The organism is Streptomyces sp. NPDC058221, assembly GCF_042882365.1.
GTDB lineage: Bacteria > Actinomycetota > Actinomycetes > Streptomycetales > Streptomycetaceae > Streptomyces.
Genome location: NZ_JBHVWF010000020.1, coordinates 22,847 through 43,636, shown reverse-complemented (window position 1 = coordinate 43,636; position 20,790 = coordinate 22,847). Strand labels below are relative to the sequence as shown.

Here is a 20,790-nt window from a genome sequence, read left to right as displayed (position 1 = left end):
TGATAGGCAAGCCAGCACTTGCCTATTCTGACCGGCATGGCGGATGATGTTTTCAAGGCGCTGGCCGACCCCACCCGCCGGCACATCCTCGACGAGCTGCGGGAACGGGACAGCCAGACCCTGTTCGAGATCTGTGCACGACTGGTGACCAAGTACGGCCTGGGGCTGTCCCGGCAGGCGATCAGCCAGCATCTGGCCGTACTGGAGTCCGCGGGACTGGTCGTTTCACGGCGTCAGGGCCGCTACAAGTTCCACGACCTCAACACCGAACCCCTTGAGCACATCGTGACCCGGTGGCTCAGGCCCGGCACCCCGGAGAGCACCCCATGAAGATCCACCGGACCAGCGTCTTCGTCGACGACCAGGAAAAGGCCCTGCGCTTCTACACCGAGGCTCTCGGCTTCGTGAAGAAGGATGATGTTCCGCTGGGCGAGGCACGGTGGCTGACCGTGGTCTCACCGGAGGCGCCCGAAGGCACCGAACTGCTGCTGGAGCCCTGCGAACACCCCGTGGTGAAGGCATACCGGGACGGGCTGGCCAAGGACGGCATTCCTCTCGCCGCCTTCGCCGTGGACGACGTGCCGGCGGAGTTCGACCGGCTGCGCGGGCTCGGGGTGCACTTCACCCAGGAGCCGCTGGAGATGGGTCCGGTCACCACTGCGGTCCTTGACGACACCTGCGGCAACCTGATCCAGATCCTGCACAGCAGGTAAGCCTCCCAGGGGCCCTCCGCCTCCCCTCGGAGGCGATGCCCCCTAAAACGATCAAGGGCCTTGCTCCACCGAAGTGGAGCAAGGCCCTGATCCGGGCTCGAAGCCCTCGTGCATCGTCGGGACGACAGGATTTGAACCTGCGACCCCTTGACCCCCAGTCAAGTGCGCTACCAAGCTGCGCCACGTCCCGATACCCGCCTGACCTGGGGGTTTCCCCCTGGCCGAACGCGCATGAGAACAATACCGCACTTCAACCGGTACTTACGAACGCCTTTGGTCCTTGACCTCAACCGCGCTTGATGTTGAACGCTGTGGCACATGACGAAGACGACCACAGCCCCCGCGCCCGCGTACCGCGATCTGAACCGGCTGATGAGCCTGATGACCGGCGACGAGAAGCACGGCCCCGCCGCCACCTCGACGCTCGACGCCCTGTGGGTGCTGTACGCCCGAGTGCTCCGGGTGACCCCGGAATCAGTGGACGCACCCGACCGCGACCGCTTCCTGCTGTCGAAGGGGCACGGGCCGATGGCGTACTACGCCGTCCTCGCCGCGCACGGATTCTTCGACGAGGAGCTGCTGGCCGGCTTCGGCTCGTACGACTCACCGCTCGGTCACCATCCCGACCGGATGCTGGTGCCCGGCGCCGAGATCGGCAGCGGCTCGCTCGGACACGGGCTGCCGCTGGCCGTGGGGACCGCGCTGGGGCTGCGCGCCCAGGGGCTGACCGGCCCCCGGGTGTGGGTGCTGACCGGGGACGCCGAGCTGGACGAAGGAAGCAACCACGAGGCGATCGCCTACGCGGGCCCCGCGGGCCTCGACCGGCTGCACACCGTCGTGATCGACAACGCGTCGGCATCGTACGGCCGCCCCGGCGGCATCGCCGACCGCTTCGCGACCGCGGGCTGGTCGACCGCATCCGTGGACGGGCGGGACCACGAAGAGCTGTACGCCGCCTTCACCGCACCGCACCCCGGACAGCCGCGGGCCGTGATCGCCCGGGTCGCCCCCAAGCGCTGAGCTCCGCGCCATCCATCCGACGGAATGTTCGAACAGAAAGCAGAGGAAGACCTCCCATGGACACGATGCGGGACCGATTCATCTCGACCGCCTCACGCCTGCTCCACGAGGACCCGCGGCTGGCGCTCGTGCTGGCCGAGATCAGCCGGGACGGCTTCGAGCGCGCCCAGCAGACCCATCCCGACCGCGTCGTCAACGTCGGCATCCGGGAACAGCTGCTCATCGGTGCGGGGGCCGGAATGGCGCTCACCGGACTGCGGCCGATCGTGCACACCTTCGCGAGCTTCCTGGTGGAGCGCCCCTTCGAACAGGTGAAGCTGGACTTCGGCCACCAGGGTGTGGGCGGAGTACTGGTCAGCGCCGGCGCCTCGTACGACTGGCCGGCCGGCGGCTTCACCCATATGTCGCCGGGGGACGTCGCCCTCCTGGACACTCTCGACGACTGGACGGTGCACGTGCCGGGGCACCCCGACGAGGCCGAGGCGCTGCTGCGGGAAGCCGCCGCCGGGGACGGCCGCGTCTACGTGCGGCTGTCACTGCAGTCCAACGACCGGGCGCGCCCGGTCGGCGGGACGGCCGGATTCACCACCGTGCGTGAGGGGACGGGCGGCGTGGTGATCGCCGTCGGTCCGATGCTCGACAACGTGCTCGCCGCGACCGAAGGACTCGACGCGACCGTGCTGTACGCGACGACCGTCCGGCCGTTCGACGGGGACGGCCTGCGCCGGGCGGTGGGTGAGCAGCAGGCCGCCGACGTCGTGATCGTCGAGCCGTACCTGGCGGGCACCTCCACGACCGCGGCCAACGACGCACTCGCCGCGCTCCCCCACCGGGTCCTGGGGCTCGGCGTGGCCCGCGAGGAACTGCGCCGGTACGGGCAGATGGACGAGCATCTCGCCGCCCACGGCCTGGATCCGCGAGGGCTGCAGCAGCGGATCGGCGCGTTTCTGGGCCGTTGAGTGGCGGGCGGCGGGGGCACGGAGCCGGGCACCGGACCCATTGACCGCGCGGAAGACGTGAACCTGATCTGACGGCATACTTCAGAAAGCGCTTCCCAACCCCCGTGCCGGCATCTCCCGCGCAGGGAGCGCCCATGAGCCGCCGCCCCTCGATCCGCCGCGCCTTACGGAGACCCCGGAGCGACGCCGGGAGCCGGACGGCTGACGCCCGACAGGTCGCCTGCGCCGATCTGTTCGCACTGGACTGGCTCCGCTTCAACCTCTCGGGGGGCCGCGGCCCGACCCTGCGGACGCGCAGGGCCGGCGGGCAGCCACCCGTGACGGCCGCGGCCGCCCTCACTCAGTGCGCGGCGAGCAGTTCTCCGTACCACGCGAGCGTGGCGTCGAGGGTCGCCGGGATCGGGCTCGGGACGAGGCCGTACGCCTTCTCGATGGCCGAGGAGTCGACGATCTGCGCCTCCGTGTGCTGGTAGAACATCTCGGCGTACTCGGCCATGAACACCTCGTCGAACGGTCCGAAGGGCCGCGGTTCGGCGACGACGGTCAGGTCCAGCGGACGGCCGACCCGCTCCTCGACCATGGACAGGATCCGGCGGGTGGTGAGCGCCGGGGCCGTCGGGAGGTGCCAGACCCGGCCGTCACCGTTCGGATTCTCACCCAGCGTCGCGAGGCCCGCGGCGACATCACCGATGTACGTGTAGCTGTGCGGCAGGTCTATGTCGCCGAACGCCGGGACCTCTCCCCCGGTCAGTGCGGCCGGGAACACCGCACCGCCCAGGGTGGAGTTGAGGACACCGGGCCCCACGAAGTCGGCCGACCGGCCCAGCACGACCCGCAGCCTGCCCTCGGCGTGCGCGGCGAGGTAGCGGGCGTCGAGCTCGGCGCGCATCAGCCCCTTGCGGGTGGTCGCGTTCCACGGGGTGTCCTCGGTCATGACCGCGCCGTGCGTCTCGCCGTACGGGTAGAGCGTGTCGAGCACGACGAGGCGGGCCCCTTCCGCCTCTGCCGCCGCCAGCACGGCCTGCTGGATCCGCGGCATGACCTCGACCTGGAGGTGGTAGCCCACATTCACGCAGTGGTAGACGACGGCCGCCCCCTCGACCGCCGCCCGCGCCCCCTCCGCGTCGGCGACATCGGCGGCGAACCGGTCGACGCCCTCGATCGCCGGTCCGCCGCCCGCCCGGTCGACGAGCCGGACCGGGTGGCCGCGGCGGGCGAGTTCGACGGCGAGGGCGGTTCCGGCGGGGCCTGCCCCGAGAACCACCTGAAGGTCGCGTGCTGCGGTCATGGCGTACTCCCTGTGATGCGTACGGCTTCCCGGCTCGCCTCTGCGCACCGGATCGCTATGGCTTTTCACTTCTGTTAGAGACAGTAACTCTCGCAATGCATCCTCGCAAGGTCGACTGTTAGACTCCGTAACTGAAGTGAGCTTGCCTAGCGGAAGGGGCCTGAAATGGCCGAGGCGCAACAGGGACCGCGGGCCCGGTACCGGGAGCGGACCCGGGCGGAGATCAAGGAAGCGGCCCTGCGGCAGCTGGCCGACGGGGGTGTGGCGGCACTCGCGCTCACCCGGATCGCCAAGGACATGGGCCTGTCCGGGCCGGCGCTCTATCGCTACTTCGCCGGCCGCGACGATCTGCTGCACGCGCTGATCAGGGATGCGTACGACGACGCCGCCACGGCCATCGGGGCAGCGGCCGCCCGGTCGGTGACCGCTTCGCAGAGCCCGCGCGAGCGGCTGCACGCGCTCGCGGCGGCCTACCGCGCCTGGGCCGTCGGGGAGCCGCACCGCTATCTCCTGATCCAGGGCGCTCCGGTGCCGGGGTATGTCGCACCCGCCGACACCCTGGACCGGGCCCGCGCGGTACTCGGGCCGTTCCTCCCGGTGTTCGCCGGCGGGTCGCCCGGGTCGGGTGTGGCGCCGGTGGTGGCGCAGATGCGGGCCTGGCTGGACGCCGACCCGTCCGTGGGCGGCTGGGTGGCCGAGTACGCGGCCGACGCCGACACGGTGATCGCTGCCGTGGCGCTGGCCGGTGCGCTCCTCGCGTGGGCGCAGCTGCACGGATCGGTGGGGCTGGAGGCGGCGGGCCAGTTCGACGGGATGGGGCACGGCGGGGACACCCTGCTGGACGCGCAGGCAGGGATGCTGGCGGACGCGTTCGGGCTGGAGTGAGTGCCCCGGCCGCGGGCGCACGACGCGGATCGCCGGGCGGGCCCCGGGGGCCGGTCCGGCGATCGGTGTGTGTGGATGTGCGGGGTGTCAGGAGTGGACGAGCACCTGGGAAAGGGCCACCCGGCCCGTCCCGGACGTCACGATCCTCACCGTGCGGGTCCGGCTGTCGAGGTTCACCAGCGTGGGACGCAGCGCCTTCCCGCTGACGTGCACGGTGCCGTCGTCCGTGACGACGTCGAAGTCGGCCGTCGTGGAGGAGGCGTCGTTCCAGATCTCGACCTGCCGGACGTGCCGGACGGCGCCGAGGTCCACCTGCCACCGGGCGCCCGCCTCGGAGAGCGTGCGGGTGTCCGTGTTGGTGTCGGCGTCCAGGGCCAGCTCCGCCGTCGCCGTTCCCTCGGTCGAGGACTGGGTGGCCGTGCCGGTGCGGGCCAGATCGGTGCGCAGTTGCTCGGCCGGGCTGCCGTGGGCGCCCGCCCGTGCGGCGACGGCGAGGGCTTCGGCGGGCAGCCGGTCCAGGCCGGTGTGGTTGTCCGTCATGACGGATCCGGTGCCGCCGAGGGCGGGGGCGGCGGTGTCCGTCCAGTTGCCGCGGGCGGTGTTCCGCACTCCGTAATCCGCCCAGTTGGACACCCACTTGTAGCCGATGCGGGTGATGACGTTGCGCTCGACGGTGATGTGCGACGACTGCTCGTCGAGGTAGATGCCGTTGCCGTCGCGCTCGGTGTTGCCGTACGCGGAGCGGTTGATGTAGTTGCCGCTGAGCACCGTGCCGGGCTGGGAGCCCTGGGTGTAGATCGCGCCGCCGTCGTGCTGCTGCTGTGCGACCTCCATGACATCGGTGATGCGGTTGGCCGTCACCTTGTTGTCGCGCAGTACGGACTTCTGGGCCTCGGGCTGGTTCCAGCCCCAGCCGACCGAGATCGCGGAGTACGGAAGGTGGTCCAGGCTGTTGTGGTCGATGCTCAGCCCGGACTCGTAACCGGCCCAGATGCCCACCGAGTCGGTGTACTCGACGCCGGAGTGCGTGATGGTGTTGTGGGCGATGGTGTTGCCCTCCCCCGACAGCGAGGCTTCCGGCATCGGTTCGGTGTCGCCGACGTACACGGCGCCCGATGACAGGTCGGTGAAGACCGACCGGGTCAGCGAGCTGTCCTTGGTGCCGGCCTCCAGGATCGCTCCGGCTCCACCGAGATGGCTGAACCGGCCGCTGTCGATGCTCACTTGCCGTCCGCCCCGGACGGTGACCGCGGCGGACGGCTTCGTGTAGAAGCGGCCCGCGTGGTCGACGGGGCCGGTGGCTCCGGTCAGGGTGAGGCCGGCCTGCATGCCCGCATAGCCCTCGTCGGTGCCGGGCTGCCGGTACGCCGCGTAGGCGAAGCCGATCCCGCTGACGGTGACGTCGTGGGCGCCGTCGACGACGAGCAGCTGTTCGGTGTGCGGGGTGACGGCCCGCGCCCGGCGCATGTTCTCGCCCTTGCGCGGCAGGTAGGTGACCGTGCGGCCCTCCGAGTCCCAGACGAACTCGCCCGGCTGGTCGAGGAGTTCGGGTGCGTTCTCGAAGAAGGCGACACCGCTGTAGCGGGTGGAGTCGACGGCGGTGGAGTCCCAGGCGGGTCCGGTGCGGTCGGTGCCGCTCGCCGAGTTGGTCCAGCAGGGCTGGACGAAGGACATGGTGTCGCCGCTGACGCCCGCGATGCGGCAGTGGTAGTTGCGCCAGCGGACCCGGATGACGGCCTCGGCATCGGTGGGCCGCTGCCAGTGGTCGATTCCGGTCGCGGTGGCCCCGGTCATGCCGGTGGAGGTCGCGTCGCAGGTGCTCGCGGCGCAGGCCTCGCCGCGGGCGCGGGTGGCCCGTCTGCCGTCGACGAAGAGCTGGCGCGGGGTGACACCGGTGGGGACGTCGGCGCTCCAGGTGCCGTCGGTGTTCTTCCGCCAGCCGGTGATGTCCTGTCCGCCGGAGAGGACGGGGTGGGCTCCCGGGGCGGCGCTCCAGGTGACCGTGCGGCCGTTCCCGCCGGAGTCGGCCGCGCCCAGCGTCAGGGGCTGGTCGCGCTTGTACGTGCCGTCCTTGAGGAGGATCCGGACAGCACGCCCGGTCTCCGTCCGGGCCTGGTCCCGGGCGCCTTCCGGGCTGCAGGGGCGGGCGACGGTGCAGGAGGATCCCCGGCCGTCCGGGGCCGCGTACAGCGTGCGGGCGCCGGGTGCCGCCTGGGCGCCCGGGGCGGCGAGGAGCGCGGCCAGAAATGCGGCGGTGGCGGCAGCGGCGGTTCCTCGTACGAGGTTCACGGTGCGGTTCACGCGGTGGCCTTCCAGTCGGGGTGGCCGGGCATGGGCGGGTTGACGGCGCCGAAGAGCCAGTCGCGCAGGAACGGGTCCAGGGCTCTGTCGCCGGTGACGCCGACGGTGTGCCGGATGAAGTCCTCGCTGGTGTACGTGGAGTCCCTGAAACGCCTGGCCCACTCGCGCATGACGTGGTCGAACTTCCGCTGCCCGGCCCGCAGGCTCAGGGCATAGAGGACGAGTGCGCCACCGTCGTAGATGTTCGTGCCTCCGAGCGCCTTCGGCAGTCCGGGCGGACCGTCGGCCGCGCGGACGGCGTCGAGTTTCTCGTATGTCGCCTTCATCTTGTCGGCGAGGACGGACCAGCCGCGCTCCTCGCCGTACAGACCCGCGTAGTACACGGCCGGGCCCTCGTTCAGCCAGGCCTGCTGCCAGTCGTCCGGGGTGACGGAGTCGCCGAACCACTGGTGGACCAGCTCGTGCACCATGGTGGTCTCGTAGCCGGGCCGGCCGTTGGCGTCGGGCTTGAACCAGCTGGTGGCGAACAGGGACAGGGTCTGGTTCTCCAGGGCGTCGGTGTAGCCGCCGTAGATGTGGAGCCCGTAGACGGAGAACGGGTAGCGGCCGAACTTCGCTTCCAGCCAGGCGAGATGGTCGGCTGTACGGGCCACGATCGGGCCGTACCTCTCCTCCTCGCCCTGCGGCACGATGTGCCGCAGCGGAAGGCCGCGGTGGCTGGAGCCGTAGAGGTAGGTGCCCTTGACCACGGCGATGCCGATCAGTTCGGTGGCCATCCGCTCGCGCAGGGCGAAGTGCCAGACCGTGGAACCGTCGGCGCGCGGAGTCCGGTGGGTCAGCTCGCCGTTGGCGGTGGCGACGAAACCCTCGGGGGCGCTGATGTGGAAGGTCCACGTCGCCTTGTCGGACGGGGTGTCGTTGCACGGCAGGAAGGTGTCGGCGCGCGAGGACTGGGCGGCCGAGGCGAAGCCGCCGTCGGCACCGAACGCCCAGCCGGTGAGACCGAGCCGGGGCGCCTTGCCGTTGCCCCGGTAGCGGATCTCGGTGGTGAACGCCTGCCCGTCGTGGAGCGGGCGGGCCGGGGTGACGGTGAACTCCTGGCCGCTCTGACCGGGTGTCAGTTCCCAAGTGGCGGGGCGGCCTGTGACGGTGACGGAGTCGATGGTGTGGCCGTCGGTGTCCAGGTTGAAGGCCGAAAGGTCCTGGGTGGCCTTGGCGTTGATCTTCACTGTCGCGGTGAAGTCGTACGTCACCGGGGTGAAGTCGAAGGTCAGGTCGTAGTGGAGGACCTGGTAGCCGCCGTTGCCGAGTGTCGGGAAGAGCGGGTCGCCGACTCCGTCGGAACCCGGCTTCGGGTCGAAGCGGTGCGGTAGCGCGGCGGCCGGCGCGCCGAGGGCCGGTACGGCGACGGCTGCGGTGAGCGCGGCCCCGCCGAGCCTCAGGGCGGTTCGCCTGCTGGTGGGAGCCGTCATCACTTCTTGCCCTTCTGGAAGGCTTCCTCGAACTCGCCGCGGGCCTTCTCGCCACCCTTGGCCAGGTAGTCCTTGACCAGCTGGTCGTAGGCCGACATCGGCTTGCGGCCGGAGATGATGTCCTTCAGGGCGTCCCCCTTCAGCGTGTTGAGGCTGCCGGAGCCCTTCGAGTCCCAGGTGGGCGAGGAATACTGGAGCGTCGGGTCCTGCTCCATGATCGGGATCATCCTGGTGAACGTGTCGTGGACGTGGCGCACACCCTGCTCGGAGTCGGCGCTGAAGATCGCGGGTACGGCGGAGGCCACGAACTTCCAGGGCACGGTGACGTCCTGGGTGCCCTGCTTGGTCAGCGCCGGGTTGCCCTGGGCGTCACGGGTGAAGTCCTTGCCCTCGACCCCGTAGTTGATGAGCGTGTACTCCAGGCTGCCGAACGGCGAGGCGGCGAAGTCGGCGAACGCCAGGATCTCCTTGACGCGGTCCCCGGATGCCTTCTTGATGTGGGTGTTCTGCAGCTCGACGTTGTCCATCCAGGCGATGGCGTCCTTGCCGACCGGTACGAACGGGCGCGGGTCGTACTTCTTGTCGACCGCCTTCATCGCTGCGACGTAGCCGACGCCGGGCGCCAGGTAGGTGGGCATCCCGTCGTAGACGTAGGCACCCTTGCCGTTCTTGAACATGTCCGTGTACTGGGCCTTCTGCGCCCCGGACATCTGGAGGGTGCCCGGGTAGAAGCAGCCCGCCCTGTACAGCAGCCGGGCCGTCTCCACCGCCTTGCGGAACTCCGGAGTCTCCAGGTCGGTGGTGAACTTGCCGGTCTTCTCGTCCAGCCGCCAGTAGTACGGCGCGCCCGCGGACATGGCGAGCATGCTGGTGGCGCCCGCGATGATCGCGTACTGGTCCTTCTTGGGGCGGGTGAGTTCCTTGCAGATCTCGACGAACCGGTCGAGGCCGGTGATCTGGTCGAGACTCGTGACGCCGGCCTCTTCGAACAGGTCGTGACGGTAGACACCGGCGCCGCCCGTCCCGGTGCGCGCGATCGGGATGCCGTAGAGCTTTCCGCCGAAGATGGCGGACTGCCAGGCACCCTTCGCAATCGCGGCCAGGTTCGGGTAGTCCCTGGCCTTGTCCCCGGCGAGGTACGGGGTCAGGTCGGCGCACTTGGCCTGCAGGAAAGCGGACTTGTTGTCGACGCCGCCGACCTCCGGGTACATGAACAGGTCCGGCAGGCTGTCGCTGGCGATCATGGTGGAGAACTTGGTGCCGTAGTCGTCGGCAGGGACGGCGGTGATGCTCACCTGGCCGCCGAGCAGCTTCTCGATCTCCTGCCAGGCGACGTTCTTGCCGCGCGAGGGCGGCGGCGGCGAGAAGGTCTCCATCGTCGCGCTGATCGGCTTCGCCCCCTTGAGCGGGGTGGCCTTCGTGGCCCGCAACGGCTTGGCCGGGTAGCTGAAGAAGCCCTGCGGGACACCGGCCGCGGTGCCGGCCAGATCGGGCTTGAGACCGATGTTGCGGATCGCGGTGTCGGGGAGCAGCGAGGCGCTCTTGGCCTCGGCCGTCGCGGTCGTGCCGCCGTCACCGCAGGCGGCGAGCAGCGGGGCGGCGGCAAGTCCCAGACCGACGCCGGCACCCATGCGGAACAGGGCTCTGCGGTTGATGGGGGTTGAGCTCGGCACCTGGATCTCCTTGGAAGAGGGGAGGGAAGGAGTGGGGGGCGGTGGCTGCGCTCAGCCCTTGACCGCGCCGGTGAGCACGCCCTTGGTGAAGTAGCGCTGGAGGAACGGGTAGACACAGAGGATCGGGACGACGGCGATCACCAGGACCGCCATCTGTACGGCCTGCTGCGGGGCGAGCACTTCGCCGGCCGAGGCCGAGTTGAGGCTCTGGCCCTGGAGGACGTACGTCCGCAGCACCATGGGCAGCGGCCATTTGTCGGAGTCGTTGAGGTACAGGAGCGAGTTGAAGAAGGCGTTCCAGTACGTCACCGCGTAGAAGAGGCTGATCACAGCGAGGACGGCCTTGGAGAGCGGCAGGACGATGCGCACCAGGATGCGGAAGTCGCCCGCGCCGTCGACCTTCGCCGCGTCGTAGAGCTCCTCCGGCAGGCTCATGAAGAAGGACCTCAGGACGACCAGGTTGAAGGCGCTGACCAGGGTGGGCATGACGAGCGCCGCGTAGGTGTCGTACAGCCCGAGCCCCTTGACCAGCAGGAAGTTCGGGATGATGCCCGCGTTGAACAGCATGGTGAAGAGGGCGATCATCAGGATGGGGCGAGAGCCGGTGACCTCGCGGCGGGAGAGTCCGTAGGCCATACCGACCGTGACGAGCAGGCTGGCCAGGGTGCCGAACACGGTGATGCCCACGGAGACGAGCAGCGCCCGGGTGACGACGCCGCCCGTGAAGATCGTGCGGTAGGCGTCCAGGCTCGGGTGGTCGGGCCACAGGACGAGGCCGGAGGCCTTGATGATGTCGGTCTGCGAGGCGAAGCTCGTGCCGATGACGCCGACCAGCGGATAGGCGACGGCGAGGACGACCACGACGACGGCCACGGCTTTGGCGGTCGTGCCCATGCGGGTCGGCCGTTCCATCCACGGCGGTCTGCCGTCGGTCCTGCGCTGCCGGGCGGGCCGGGGCGCGGGCGCGGTCGTCCCGGATGTGGCGCGTGTCTTCTCAGCGGTCAGCACCGCGGTACACCCCTTCGTGGCCGAGTCGGTGGGCGAGCTTGTTCGCGCCCAGCACGAGTCCGGTGCCGATGACTGCCTTGACGAGTCCGACGGCGGCGGCGACGCCCCAGTCGTTGTCCTTGATGCCGTGGTAGTAGACGTAGGTGTCGAGGACCTCACCGGAGTCCGGGCCGACCGCGTCACGCTGGAGCAGGATCTGCTCGAAACCGACGGAGAGGATCTGCCCGAGGTTGAGGATCAGCAGCAGGATGAGTACGGGGGCGATGCCCGGCAGCGTCACGTGCCAGAGCCGGCGCCGGGGCCCCGCCCCGTCGATCGCGGCGGCCTCGTAACTCTGCCGGTCGATGTTGAGCAGCGCGGCGAGGATGATGATCGTGCCCCAGCCGGCGTCCTTCCAGGCCACTTGGAGGGTCAGCAGCCAGGGGAAGGCGTCCGGGTCGCTCATCATGTCGTAGCGCGGCAGCCCCAGACCTCCCAGCACGTCGGGCAGCAGTCCGGCGCCGCCCAGGATCTGCTGGAAGATCGAGACGATGATGACCCAGCCGATGAAGTGCGGCAGATAGACGACGCTCTGCACGAAGCGCCTGATGCGGTCGCTGGCGATGCTGTTGAGCAGCAGAGCCAGGGCGACCGGGACCGGGAAGAAGAACACCAGCTGGATGAGGGCGATCTCCAGGGTGTTGAACGTCGCGCTCCAGAAGGCCGGTTCGCCGAACGCCGCGGAGAAGTTGGCGAAGCCGACCCAGACGCTGTGCATGTATCCGAGGTACGGCTGGTAGTCCTGGAACGCCACCACGTAGCCGAGCAGCGGCACGTAGTGGAAGACGACGAAGTAGAGCAGGCCGGGCAGGGTGAGCAGCAGCATCACCCGGTCGCGCTTGATCCGCTGACCGAGCGTCAGCCGGTGTGGCGCGGCTGCGGCCGGGGCATCGGGCGGAGCGGGTTCGTCGGCCCGCTGCCGCCGCTTTTCCCGCGGCAGCGGGGGTGCTGTGTCAGCCATGGTGCGTCCTGTTCGGCCGGGTGGCGCGTGGTGAGCCTTCTGCGGCGGCAAGTTAGTAAGCGGTTAACCCCAGCGTCAAGAGATCCGAGCGAACGTCTTTGTTTCGTGCTGCTCCCCAGGGGAATTCCATGCCAGAAAATAGCTAGATACTGCATGAAAGCAGGCAGTTGCACGCGGATAGCCCTTGACGGTCGACCGCCGTGGTCCTTAGCGTGCCGGTCATTCCATAGAACGCGATTACTGTCCGGAGGCAGGGTGCGAACCACCGAAGAGGCACCGGCTCGATCCGGTACCGATGCCGCGACCCCGCCCGCAAGGCGGCCGCGCACGGTCCTGGCCATGAGCCCCGGACTGCTGGACGAGGTCTTCCCGCCTCCCGTCCGGGCCCGGCTGGAGGACACCGCGGACCTCCTCGCCCCGTCCGTGATCAGCGAGTTCGACTCCCCCGCCGCCACCGCGGCACTGGCCGAGGCCGAGGTGCTGCTCACCGGCTGGGGCTGCCCGCGCGTGGACGCCGCACTGCTGGACCGGGCACCCGCGCTGCGGGCCGTGATCCATGCGGCCGGCACGGTGAAACCGTTTCTGTCCCCGGAGGCCTTCGACCGCGGGATCGTCGTCTCCTCGGCCGCGTCGGCCAATGCCGTACCGGTGGCGGAGTTCACGCTGGCGGCGATCATCATGGGAGCGAAGCGGGTGTTCCCGCTGGCGGGGCTCTACCGCGCCCGCCGCACCCACCGCACCGGGGCCGACCTCGACCGGCACCACTGGCTGGGCACCCACGGGCTGACCGTGGGCGTCGTCGGCGCCTCCCGGATCGGCCGCCGGGTCATCGAGCTGCTGCGGGTCCTGGACGCGGAGGTGCTGCTGTACGACCCGTACGTGAGCGGCGCCGAGGCGGCGCTCCTCGGTGTCACACCTGCCGATCTGGACACGCTCGTGGCCACCAGCGACGTGGTGACCGTGCACGCCCCGGACACGCCCGAGACCCGGGGGATCATCGACGCCCGCCGGATCGGGCTGATGCGCCCCGGCACGCTGCTCGTCAACACGGCCCGCGGCCCGCTGGTGGACACCGAGGCGCTGACCGGACACCTGGTCAGCGGCCGGCTCGACGCGGTCCTGGACGTGACATCGCCCGAGCCGCTGCCGGCCGGCCACCCGCTGTGGGATCTGCCCAACGTCTTCCTCACGCCGCATCTCGCGGGCGCCCAGGGCAACGAGGTCGGGCGGCTGGGGGCGCTCGCCGTCGAGGAGCTGGCCCGGTACGCGCGGGCCGAGCCCTTCGGCCACCCGGTGCACCGGGCCGACCTGGGGAGGATCGCATGAACCCCGACCCGCCGCAGGCTCTAGGCTCGGCGTCACACAACAGCCACCAGGGGGTGAGCCGGATGCGCCGGCAGAGCACGGCCGCGGACGGACAGCGGCGGGCGACGGTCACCGATGTCGCACGGCGCGCAGGCGTTTCGACGGCCACCGTCTCGCGTGTCCTGAACCGCAACTACCCCGTCGCCGAGGCGACCCGGGAACGCGTCGAGTCGGCCATGCGCGAGCTCGGCTACGTGGTCAACGCGCACGCCCGCGCGCTGGCCGGTGTCTCCAACCGCACCGTCGGCATCATCGTCAACGAGGTCATCGACCCGTTCTACGCCTATATCGCGCGGGGCGTGGAACGCGAGGCCGCGCTCGGCGGACGGCTCTGCCTGGTCTGCTGCACCCAGGGCGACCCGCAGCGCGAGCTGGCGTTCATCGACCTGATGCACGAGCGGCGGGCGGACGCGGTGGTGGTCGTCGGCGGCTCCATCGCCGACCGCGGCTACACCTCCGAGCTGGCCCGCCGGGCACGCGAGCTGGACGCGGGCGGATCCAAGCTGGTGCTGTGCGGCAGGCCGCCGCTGGGCGACACCGCCCCGACAGCGGCCGTCGAGTACGACAACGAGGGCGGCGCCTTCGCCATCACCGACCATCTGCTGATGCAGGGCCACGAACGCATCCTCTACCTCGGCGGCCCGCCCAAGCTCTCCACCACCCGCGACCGGCTGGCCGGACACCGGCGGGCCCTGGAGCTGCGCGGCGTGGCCGCCGGTCCCGAGCTGGTCCAGCCCGGCGCCTTCAGCCGTAACTTCGGCTACCGACGGCTGACCGAACTACTCCGGGACGGGCTGGAGTTCACGGCCGTCTTCGCCGCCAACGACGTGGTCGCGGCCGGTGCGGCCCAGGCGCTGGAGGAGGCCGGCCTACGCGTGCCGAAGGACATCTCACTGGTGGGGTACGACGACATCCCGGTCGCCCAGGAGCTGCGCCCCCGGCTGACCACGGTCCATGTGCCACTGGAGGAGATGGGGCGCCAGGCGGTGCGGCTGGCCGTCTCCGGCGGCGACGAGGACGACTGGCGGGAGCCGACCACCGGTGCGCTGCGGCTCGGCACCCACATCGTGGTACGCGATTCCGTCGGGCCACGGGCGGACCGGCCTACGCTCATGTGACCGGTTACTTCCTGCCTGTCCACAGTTGGCCATAGAAAATCACAGTAACTTCTCGACTCCCCTTGCGGCTCGACAGCAACCGCTTACATGCTGACGGCACGCCCCACCCCGTTCCGCACGCTTCCGCCCCTCATTCGTTTCTGCAGGGAGAGTTCCGCATGCGTCAGCACACCCCCTCCGCCTCGTTCCCCACCCAGGTCGGCCGCCGCTCCGTGCTCACCGCGGCGGCCGGTGCCGCGGCGGTGGCCGCGCTCGGCGCCACCGCACCGCCCGCCCGGGCCGCCGCCGGCAGGCCGCACAGCCGGCCGGTCACCCTGACCGTGACCGCCCGCCCCGCGGCCGAGGCCGAGCGGCTGCGGCTCGCACAGGCCCTGCGCGGCTCCGAGTTCCAGCCGACGGGCCTGTACGTACCCACGGCCACACCGCTCTCCGTGACCGTCCGGCCGCACGACGGTCTGCTGCCCACCCTGTGGATCGGCGCCTGGGACTACTACGGCGAGATCACCGAACCGCGCAGCTACCCGCTGGCGGCGGGCGCCAACACCGTGACCGACCCGCACGGCGGCCCCGTCTATCTGAGCCTCACCGGGAACGGCGAGAAGGCAGACGTGCTCATCCGCTCCGGCGCGGTCCCGATGCCGGTCTTCGCCCTGGGCCGCACCACCGAGACGGACTACCAACGGCAGCTCGACACCCTCACCGCCTCGCCCTGGGTGGAACTCCACGGGCCGGACACGATCATGACCCTGACCCGCGACGGCGCGCTGCAGTACCGCGACGAGGACCACGCCGCACTGCTCCGACTGGTCGGGACGATCATCGACTCGCACGCCCGGATCAGTGGCCTCGACGGTTCGAAGCCGGTGCACAGGCGCAAGGCGGGGCCGTACCACTTCACCGAGGTCAGCAAGGTGCCGGACGGAGTGGGTGCGTACGCCACGCACGGCTACAACGGCTTCCCGCGCGCCTATCTCGACCGGGCCACGACCGTCGAGGGGCTGCGGACCCGCGGCTGGGGGCTGTACCACGAACTCGGCCACCTGCACCAGCAGATGGCGTACAAGCCGGGCGGCCTGACCGAGGTCACGGTGAACATCTACTCGCTGGCCGCGCAGCGTACGCTGGAGCAGCCGTCCAACCTGCTCACGGTGGATCCGGAGACCGGCCTCACCGCCTTCCAGACCTCACGGGCCAAATTCGGCACGGACGGGCTGACGTACGAGAAGTCCTTCGGCGCCTACGAGAAGCTCGTGCCGCTGCGCCAGCTGGAGCTCGCCTTCGGGGACGACTTCTGGCCCCGGCTGCACAAGCTGGTGCGGGAGGAGAACCCGCAGTCCGGCTCCACGGAGGACGCGAAGCGCTACCGGGCGCTGGCCACCTACTCCAGCCGCATCGCGGGACACGACCTCACGGACTTCTTCGTCAACACGTGGGCGTTCCCGGTCGACGCCGTCGGCAGGGCCGAGCTGGCGGCTCTCCGTCTTCCCCAGCCGGATGTCGACCCGAGCACACTCACCGACTGAGCCCGAGCGCCGCGAGGAACGCAGAGATCCCAGGGAACGCAGGACAAGGAGTCATCGTGCACCTGACCAGAAGGACCCTTCTCGCCGCGAGTGGCGCCACGGCCGTCGGTGCGGCGCTCGTCCCGGCGGGCCCCGCACAGGCCGCCGGTGCGGAGCGGGCGGCCGGCCAGGACTTCGACGCGCTTCTCCTGCGGGCCGAGAGCCTCACCACCGGGGGCGGTTTCGACACGGCCGATCCCGATTTCGCCGCCGCCCTCGCGACCCTGGACAGCGAGGCGGAGGAGCTGTGGGACACCCTGGACCGCAGCGCCGGACGCACCGCACTGTGGGCCGATCTCTCCCCCGTCACCGATCCGGGGAACTTCGGGCAGAGCTACACACGCCTGCGCACCCTCGCCACCGCATGGGCCACGCCGGGCGCCGCCCTGGCGGGAGACGCCGCCATCGCCGACGCCCTGCTCGGCGCACTGCGGTTCGCTTACGACGCTGCCTACCACCCGGAGGCGAAGGAGAGCGGCAACTGGTGGTTCTGGGAGATCGGTGCGCCGCGTGCACTGATGGACTGCTGCGTACTGCTCCGCGGCACACTGTCCACCGCTGATCTCACGGACTATCTGGGCGTCGTCGACCGGTTCTGCCCGGACGCGGACCGCCGCACCAACTCCCCTACGCTGTCCGAGACGGGGGCCAACCGCACGGACAAGGCCGTGATCGTGGCGCTGCGCGGACTGCTGGGCAAGGACGCCGCCAAGGTGGCGTCCGCCCGTGACGCGCTCTTTGATGTGCGTGACTCGGGGCGCAACAGCCTTTTCCAGTACACGAGTTCGGGTGACGGTTTCTACGAGGACGGCTCGTTCGTCCAGCACGACGTGGTCGCGTACACCGGCTCGTACGGCACGGTGCTGCTCGGCGGTGCGGCCTGGCTGCTCGCGCTCCTCGCCGGCTCGCCATGGGCGGTCGACGATCCGTTGGTCTCGGTGATGTACGAGGCCGTGGAGCGGAGTTTCGCACCGGTGGTCTTCGACGGGCTGATCATGGACGCGGTGCGCGGGCGGGCCGTCTCCCGGGAACGCGCGGGTGACCACCGGGACGGTGCGGCGGCCGTCGCGGCGATCCTCCTTCTCGCGTCCGGCGCACCCGCCTCCTACGCGGACCGCTGGCGGGCACTGGCCAAGGGCTGGCTGACGCGCAACCGCACCACACCGTTCGCCGCCCTCGCCACGCTTCCCCAACTCGCTCTGGCCAAGGGCGTGCTGAACGACCGGACCGTGCACGCCGGGGCGCGCACGACAGGCAGCTTCGTCCTCGCCGGCATGGACCGGGTGGTGCACCGTCGCCCCGGCTGGGCCCTCGCACTGTCGCTGTCGTCGAAGCGGATCTCCGCCTACGAGGCGGGCAACGGGGAGAATCTGCACGGCTGGTACACCGGCGACGGCATGACGTATCTGTACTCCGGAGACGACCTGGGGCAGTTCAACGACGGCTTCTGGCCGACCGTCGATCCCTACCGGCTCCCCGGCACCACGGTCGACACCCGGCGCCGTGACGATCTCGGCTCCGACGCCGGTACGTCCACCTATCGGCCGGCGAACACCGTCGCCGGCGGGGCTGTCCTGGACGACCGCTTCGCGGTGGCCGCGATGGAGGTGACAGGCGCCCCGGGCAGCACGCTCCGGACGAGGAAAGCGTGGTTCCTGCTGAACAACGCGGTGGTGGCGCTCGGCGCCGGCATCACCGCGACCGACGGCCGGCCCGTCGAGACGATCGTCGAGAACCGCAACCTCGGCGCACGGGGGCAGGGCCGGCTGCTGGTCGACGGGATTCCGCAGCCCGTCGACCAGGGCAGGGCCGGTGCGTTCGGCCGGGCCCGGTGGGCCCATCTGGACGGTGTCGGCGGCTATGTGTTCCCCGAGGGCGCAGCGCTGCACGCCCTGCGTGAAGAGCGCACCGGCACCTGGCGTGCCATCGACACGGGGGCCGACACCGCCGGCAGCACCGATCCCGTCACCCGTCGCTATCTCACGCTCTGGGTGGATCACGGGATCTCACCCACCGACGGCGGCTACGCGTATGTGCTGCTGCCCGGCGCTTCGGCCGCCGCCACCTCGGTCTGGTCGCACTCCCGGCCGGTGCGGATCATCGCGAACGACTCCACCGCGCAGGCCGTCGAGGACCGCCGGACCGGACTGACCGCCGTGCACTTCTGGGGCGCCGGCTCAGCTGCCGGGATCACCTCCTCCGGCCCGGCTTCGGTGCTGGTCACGCGGCGGGGCCCGCACGTCGGCGTCGCGGTCGCAGATCCGGGCCGGACACAGACCTCCCTCACGGTCGAACTCCCCTTCCGGGTGCGGTCGGTGGCGGAAGCCGATGACACCGTGACTGTCGTTCCGGGCAGCAGGACCGTCCTCACCGTCGAGGTGGGCGGCTCCCGGGGCCATACCCACCACGCCGAACTCGTTCAGTAACCCGACCCCCTGGCTTCGAATCCGAGGAGCAGCGCCACCATGTCCGTCGCCCCGCATCTGCAACTGCCGCCGACCGACCGGGTCCTGTCGTCACGCACCGGCTGGACCCGGGCGCACTGGGAGGCGACCGCCGACCGGATGCTGGACGCGCTGACCCCGTACGCGACCCCGGGCTTCGCCCAGTACCGGCTGCCCGGTCGCGGCAGTTGGTCGGGGGTCGTCTCGGACGGGCTGGAGGGCTTCGCCCGTTCGTTCCTGCTCGCCGCCTGCCGGATCGCGGGAGCGGGCGGGGCGGTCGACCCCGCGCTGACGGAGCGCTACGCGGTGGGTCTCGCGGCCGGCACCGACCCCCGGAGCGGGGAGTCTTGGCCGCGTCTGACGGACTGTTCGCAGCAGATGGTGGAGGCGGCGTCGATCGCGGTCGCGCTGCACGAGACCCGGCCGTGGATCTGGGACCGGCTGGACGCCGGAGTGCAGGAGCGGGTCGTCGACTGGTTCTCCGGGTTCGTCGGCGGACGCACCTGGGACAACAACTGGCGCCTCTTCCAGGTGGTTTCGGAGCAGTTCCTCGCATCGGTGGGTGCCCCGTACAGCCGCTCCGACATCGAGGGCGGGCTGGACAGGATCGAGGACTGGTACGTCGGCGACGGCTGGTACACCGACGGGGACGGGCGCAATTTCGACTACTACATCGGCTGGGCCATGCATCTGTACCCGCTGCTGTGGGCGCGGATCGCCGGGCCGGACGGCGACGGCGGCCGGTCCACCATCTACCGTCAGCGGCTCAGCCGGTTCCTGGAGGACTACCCGCACTTCTTCGGGGCGGACGGCACACCGGTCCACCAGGGCCGTTCGCTCACGTACCGCTTCGCCGCGCTCGCACCGGTCTGGATGGGCGCGCTCGCCGACTGCACACCGCTTGCGCCCGGCCTCACCCGCCGGCTCGCCTCGGGTACGCTGCGGCACTTCGTGGAGCGCGGAGTGCCGGACGAGCGGGGACTGCTGACGCTCGGCTGGTACGACACCTTCCTGCCGTCGACCCAGCCGTACTCCGGTCCGGCCTCCCCGTACTGGGCGAGCAAGGGCTTCCTCGGGCTGCTGCTCCCGGCGGACCACGCGGTGTGGACAGCGCGTGAACTCCCGCTTCCCGTCGATGAGTCGGACACCTACAGTGCACTGCCCGCCCCGGGTTGGCTGCTGCACGGCACGCGGCACGACGGGATCGTGCGGCTGGTCAACCACGGCAGCGACCACAACCCGCCGGCCCCTGAATCCGACGCGTCCGACGCCGATCCGGACCGGGGTGCGGGCGAGGACGATCCGCACTACGCGAAGCTCGCGTACTCGACGGCGACCGCACCGGAATCCGCGCCGCACGCCCTGGCGCGCAACATGGACAGCCATCTGGCGCTGATCGCCCCGGACGGCACCCCGTCCCGGCGCCGCCGGATCCATCCGCTGCGCTGTGAGGGCCGGATCGCCGCCTCCTGGTCGGTGGCGCGGCTGCCCGGCGACGAACGCGGGTACCGGATCGGGACGACGAGCGTGCTGCACGGTCCGTGGGAGATCCGGGTTCACCGGGTCGAGTCCCCCGAGGGCGCGGTGGTCCGGGAGGGCGGCCACGCGGTAGCCGACGGGACGAGCCCGTTCGCCTCGACGGGGCCTGACTGGGCGCTCGCCCGCACGGCCGACGGGCTGACCAGCGCGGTGGTCGCGCTGTACGGGTGGGACGGCGGCGCCGACGGGGCCGCGGTGGCGCGCGATGTCGAGTCCAACGCGTACGGACCTCACTCGGCGGTCCCGTATCTGCGCAGCGCGCCCCGTCCGGGCGGCACGGGCGTTCATGTCTCGCTCGTGGTGCTCTCCCGGGACCGTGTCCATCCGGAGGCGCTCCGTACGGCGGTGCGCGTGCGGGTGAACGGCGACGCCGTGGTGCTGACCTTCCTGGACGGGACCCGGGTCGAGGTCTGATCCGGCGCAGGGCTCCCTGGCCCGGACGG

16 protein-coding genes and 1 tRNA gene are annotated in these 20,790 nt (G+C 70.7%); 10 read left to right on the top strand and 7 right to left on the bottom strand.

Translation table 11 applies throughout. The annotated features are described in order from the left end of the window. The first annotated feature begins 36 nt into the window (after positions 1-36). Positions 37-330 (top strand): ArsR/SmtB family transcription factor, encoded by a 294-nt coding sequence (locus tag ACFVW8_RS09605; RefSeq protein ID WP_389687845.1) that lies wholly within the window; start codon positions 37-39, stop codon positions 328-330. Then, positions 327-713, top strand: coding sequence for a VOC family protein (locus ACFVW8_RS09600; protein WP_389687843.1), 387 nt, complete (start codon positions 327-329; stop codon positions 711-713). The genes ACFVW8_RS09605 and ACFVW8_RS09600 overlap by 4 nt, the downstream gene beginning before the upstream one ends. Before the next feature lie 116 nt (positions 714-829). On the opposite strand, the gene ACFVW8_RS09595 is transcribed toward ACFVW8_RS09600, so the two are convergent. Then, positions 830-903 (bottom strand) — tRNA-Pro (locus tag ACFVW8_RS09595). A 128-nt stretch (positions 904-1,031) separates the two neighbouring features. Here ACFVW8_RS09595 and ACFVW8_RS09590 point away from each other — a divergent pair. After that, entirely contained in the window at positions 1,032-1,733 is a 702-nt protein-coding gene (locus ACFVW8_RS09590; RefSeq protein ID WP_389687841.1) for a transketolase, read from the top strand. A 56-nt stretch (positions 1,734-1,789) separates the two neighbouring features. Further along, on the top strand, positions 1,790-2,692 hold the full coding sequence (locus ACFVW8_RS09585) for a transketolase family protein (RefSeq protein WP_389687839.1): 903 nt from the start codon (positions 1,790-1,792) through the stop codon (positions 2,690-2,692). A gap of 340 nt (positions 2,693-3,032) precedes the next feature. Here the strand turns inward: ACFVW8_RS09585 and ACFVW8_RS09580 are convergent, their stop codons facing one another. Beyond that, positions 3,033-3,980 carry an NAD-dependent epimerase/dehydratase family protein gene (locus ACFVW8_RS09580; protein WP_389687837.1) on the bottom strand — a complete coding sequence of 316 codons (948 nt, stop codon included), beginning with the start codon at positions 3,978-3,980 and terminating at the stop codon, positions 3,033-3,035. A 165-nt stretch (positions 3,981-4,145) separates the two neighbouring features. On the opposite strand from ACFVW8_RS09580, the gene ACFVW8_RS09575 reads away from it, so the two are divergent. After that, entirely contained in the window at positions 4,146-4,865 is a 720-nt protein-coding gene (locus tag ACFVW8_RS09575; RefSeq protein WP_389687835.1) for a TetR/AcrR family transcriptional regulator, read from the top strand. An 87-nt stretch (positions 4,866-4,952) separates the two neighbouring features. Here the strand turns inward: ACFVW8_RS09575 and ACFVW8_RS09570 are convergent, their stop codons facing one another. The 5 genes from ACFVW8_RS09570 to ACFVW8_RS09550 all read right to left on the bottom strand — a co-directional run bounded on the left by ACFVW8_RS09570 (position 4,953) and on the right by ACFVW8_RS09550 (position 12,319). After that, the gene (locus tag ACFVW8_RS09570; protein ID WP_389687833.1) at positions 4,953-7,166 is read right to left on the bottom strand and encodes a right-handed parallel beta-helix repeat-containing protein; all 2,214 of its coding nucleotides are present in this window, start codon (positions 7,164-7,166) and stop codon (positions 4,953-4,955) included. Continuing rightward, positions 7,163-8,638, bottom strand: coding sequence for a M1 family metallopeptidase (locus ACFVW8_RS09565; protein ID WP_389687831.1), 1,476 nt, complete (start codon positions 8,636-8,638; stop codon positions 7,163-7,165). Before ACFVW8_RS09565 ends, ACFVW8_RS09570 begins: the two co-directional genes overlap by 4 nt. Continuing rightward, positions 8,638-10,311 carry an extracellular solute-binding protein gene (locus ACFVW8_RS09560; RefSeq protein WP_389687830.1) on the bottom strand — a complete coding sequence of 558 codons (1,674 nt, stop codon included), beginning with the start codon at positions 10,309-10,311 and terminating at the stop codon, positions 8,638-8,640. Before ACFVW8_RS09560 ends, ACFVW8_RS09565 begins: the two co-directional genes overlap by 1 nt. A gap of 51 nt (positions 10,312-10,362) precedes the next feature. Beyond that, on the bottom strand, positions 10,363-11,223 hold the full coding sequence (locus tag ACFVW8_RS09555; protein WP_389687907.1) for a carbohydrate ABC transporter permease: 861 nt from the start codon (positions 11,221-11,223) through the stop codon (positions 10,363-10,365). Between the two features lie 82 nt (positions 11,224-11,305). Further along, positions 11,306-12,319, bottom strand: coding sequence for an ABC transporter permease (locus ACFVW8_RS09550; protein WP_389687828.1), 1,014 nt, complete (start codon positions 12,317-12,319; stop codon positions 11,306-11,308). A 339-nt stretch (positions 12,320-12,658) separates the two neighbouring features. On the opposite strand from ACFVW8_RS09550, the gene ACFVW8_RS09545 reads away from it, so the two are divergent. The 5 genes from ACFVW8_RS09545 to ACFVW8_RS09525 all read left to right on the top strand — a co-directional run bounded on the left by ACFVW8_RS09545 (position 12,659) and on the right by ACFVW8_RS09525 (position 20,761). After that, positions 12,659-13,645: a hydroxyacid dehydrogenase gene (locus ACFVW8_RS09545; RefSeq protein WP_389687827.1), complete on the top strand. Its 987-nt coding sequence runs from the start codon at positions 12,659-12,661 to the stop codon at positions 13,643-13,645. Between the two features lie 62 nt (positions 13,646-13,707). After that, positions 13,708-14,802: a LacI family DNA-binding transcriptional regulator gene (locus ACFVW8_RS09540; protein ID WP_389687905.1), complete on the top strand. Its 1,095-nt coding sequence runs from the start codon at positions 13,708-13,710 to the stop codon at positions 14,800-14,802. Between the two features lie 158 nt (positions 14,803-14,960). Next, a complete protein-coding gene (locus ACFVW8_RS09535) occupies positions 14,961-16,325 on the top strand; it encodes a M60 family metallopeptidase (protein WP_389687826.1) in 1,365 nt (454 codons plus the stop codon). A gap of 56 nt (positions 16,326-16,381) precedes the next feature. Continuing rightward, positions 16,382-18,790 (top strand): polysaccharide lyase 8 family protein, encoded by a 2,409-nt coding sequence (locus ACFVW8_RS09530; protein WP_389687824.1) that lies wholly within the window; start codon positions 16,382-16,384, stop codon positions 18,788-18,790. Positions 18,791-18,829: 39 nt separating this feature from the next. Then, the gene (locus tag ACFVW8_RS09525) at positions 18,830-20,761 is read left to right on the top strand and encodes a DUF2264 domain-containing protein (protein ID WP_389687822.1); all 1,932 of its coding nucleotides are present in this window, start codon (positions 18,830-18,832) and stop codon (positions 20,759-20,761) included. Positions 20,762-20,790 lie beyond the last annotated feature (29 nt).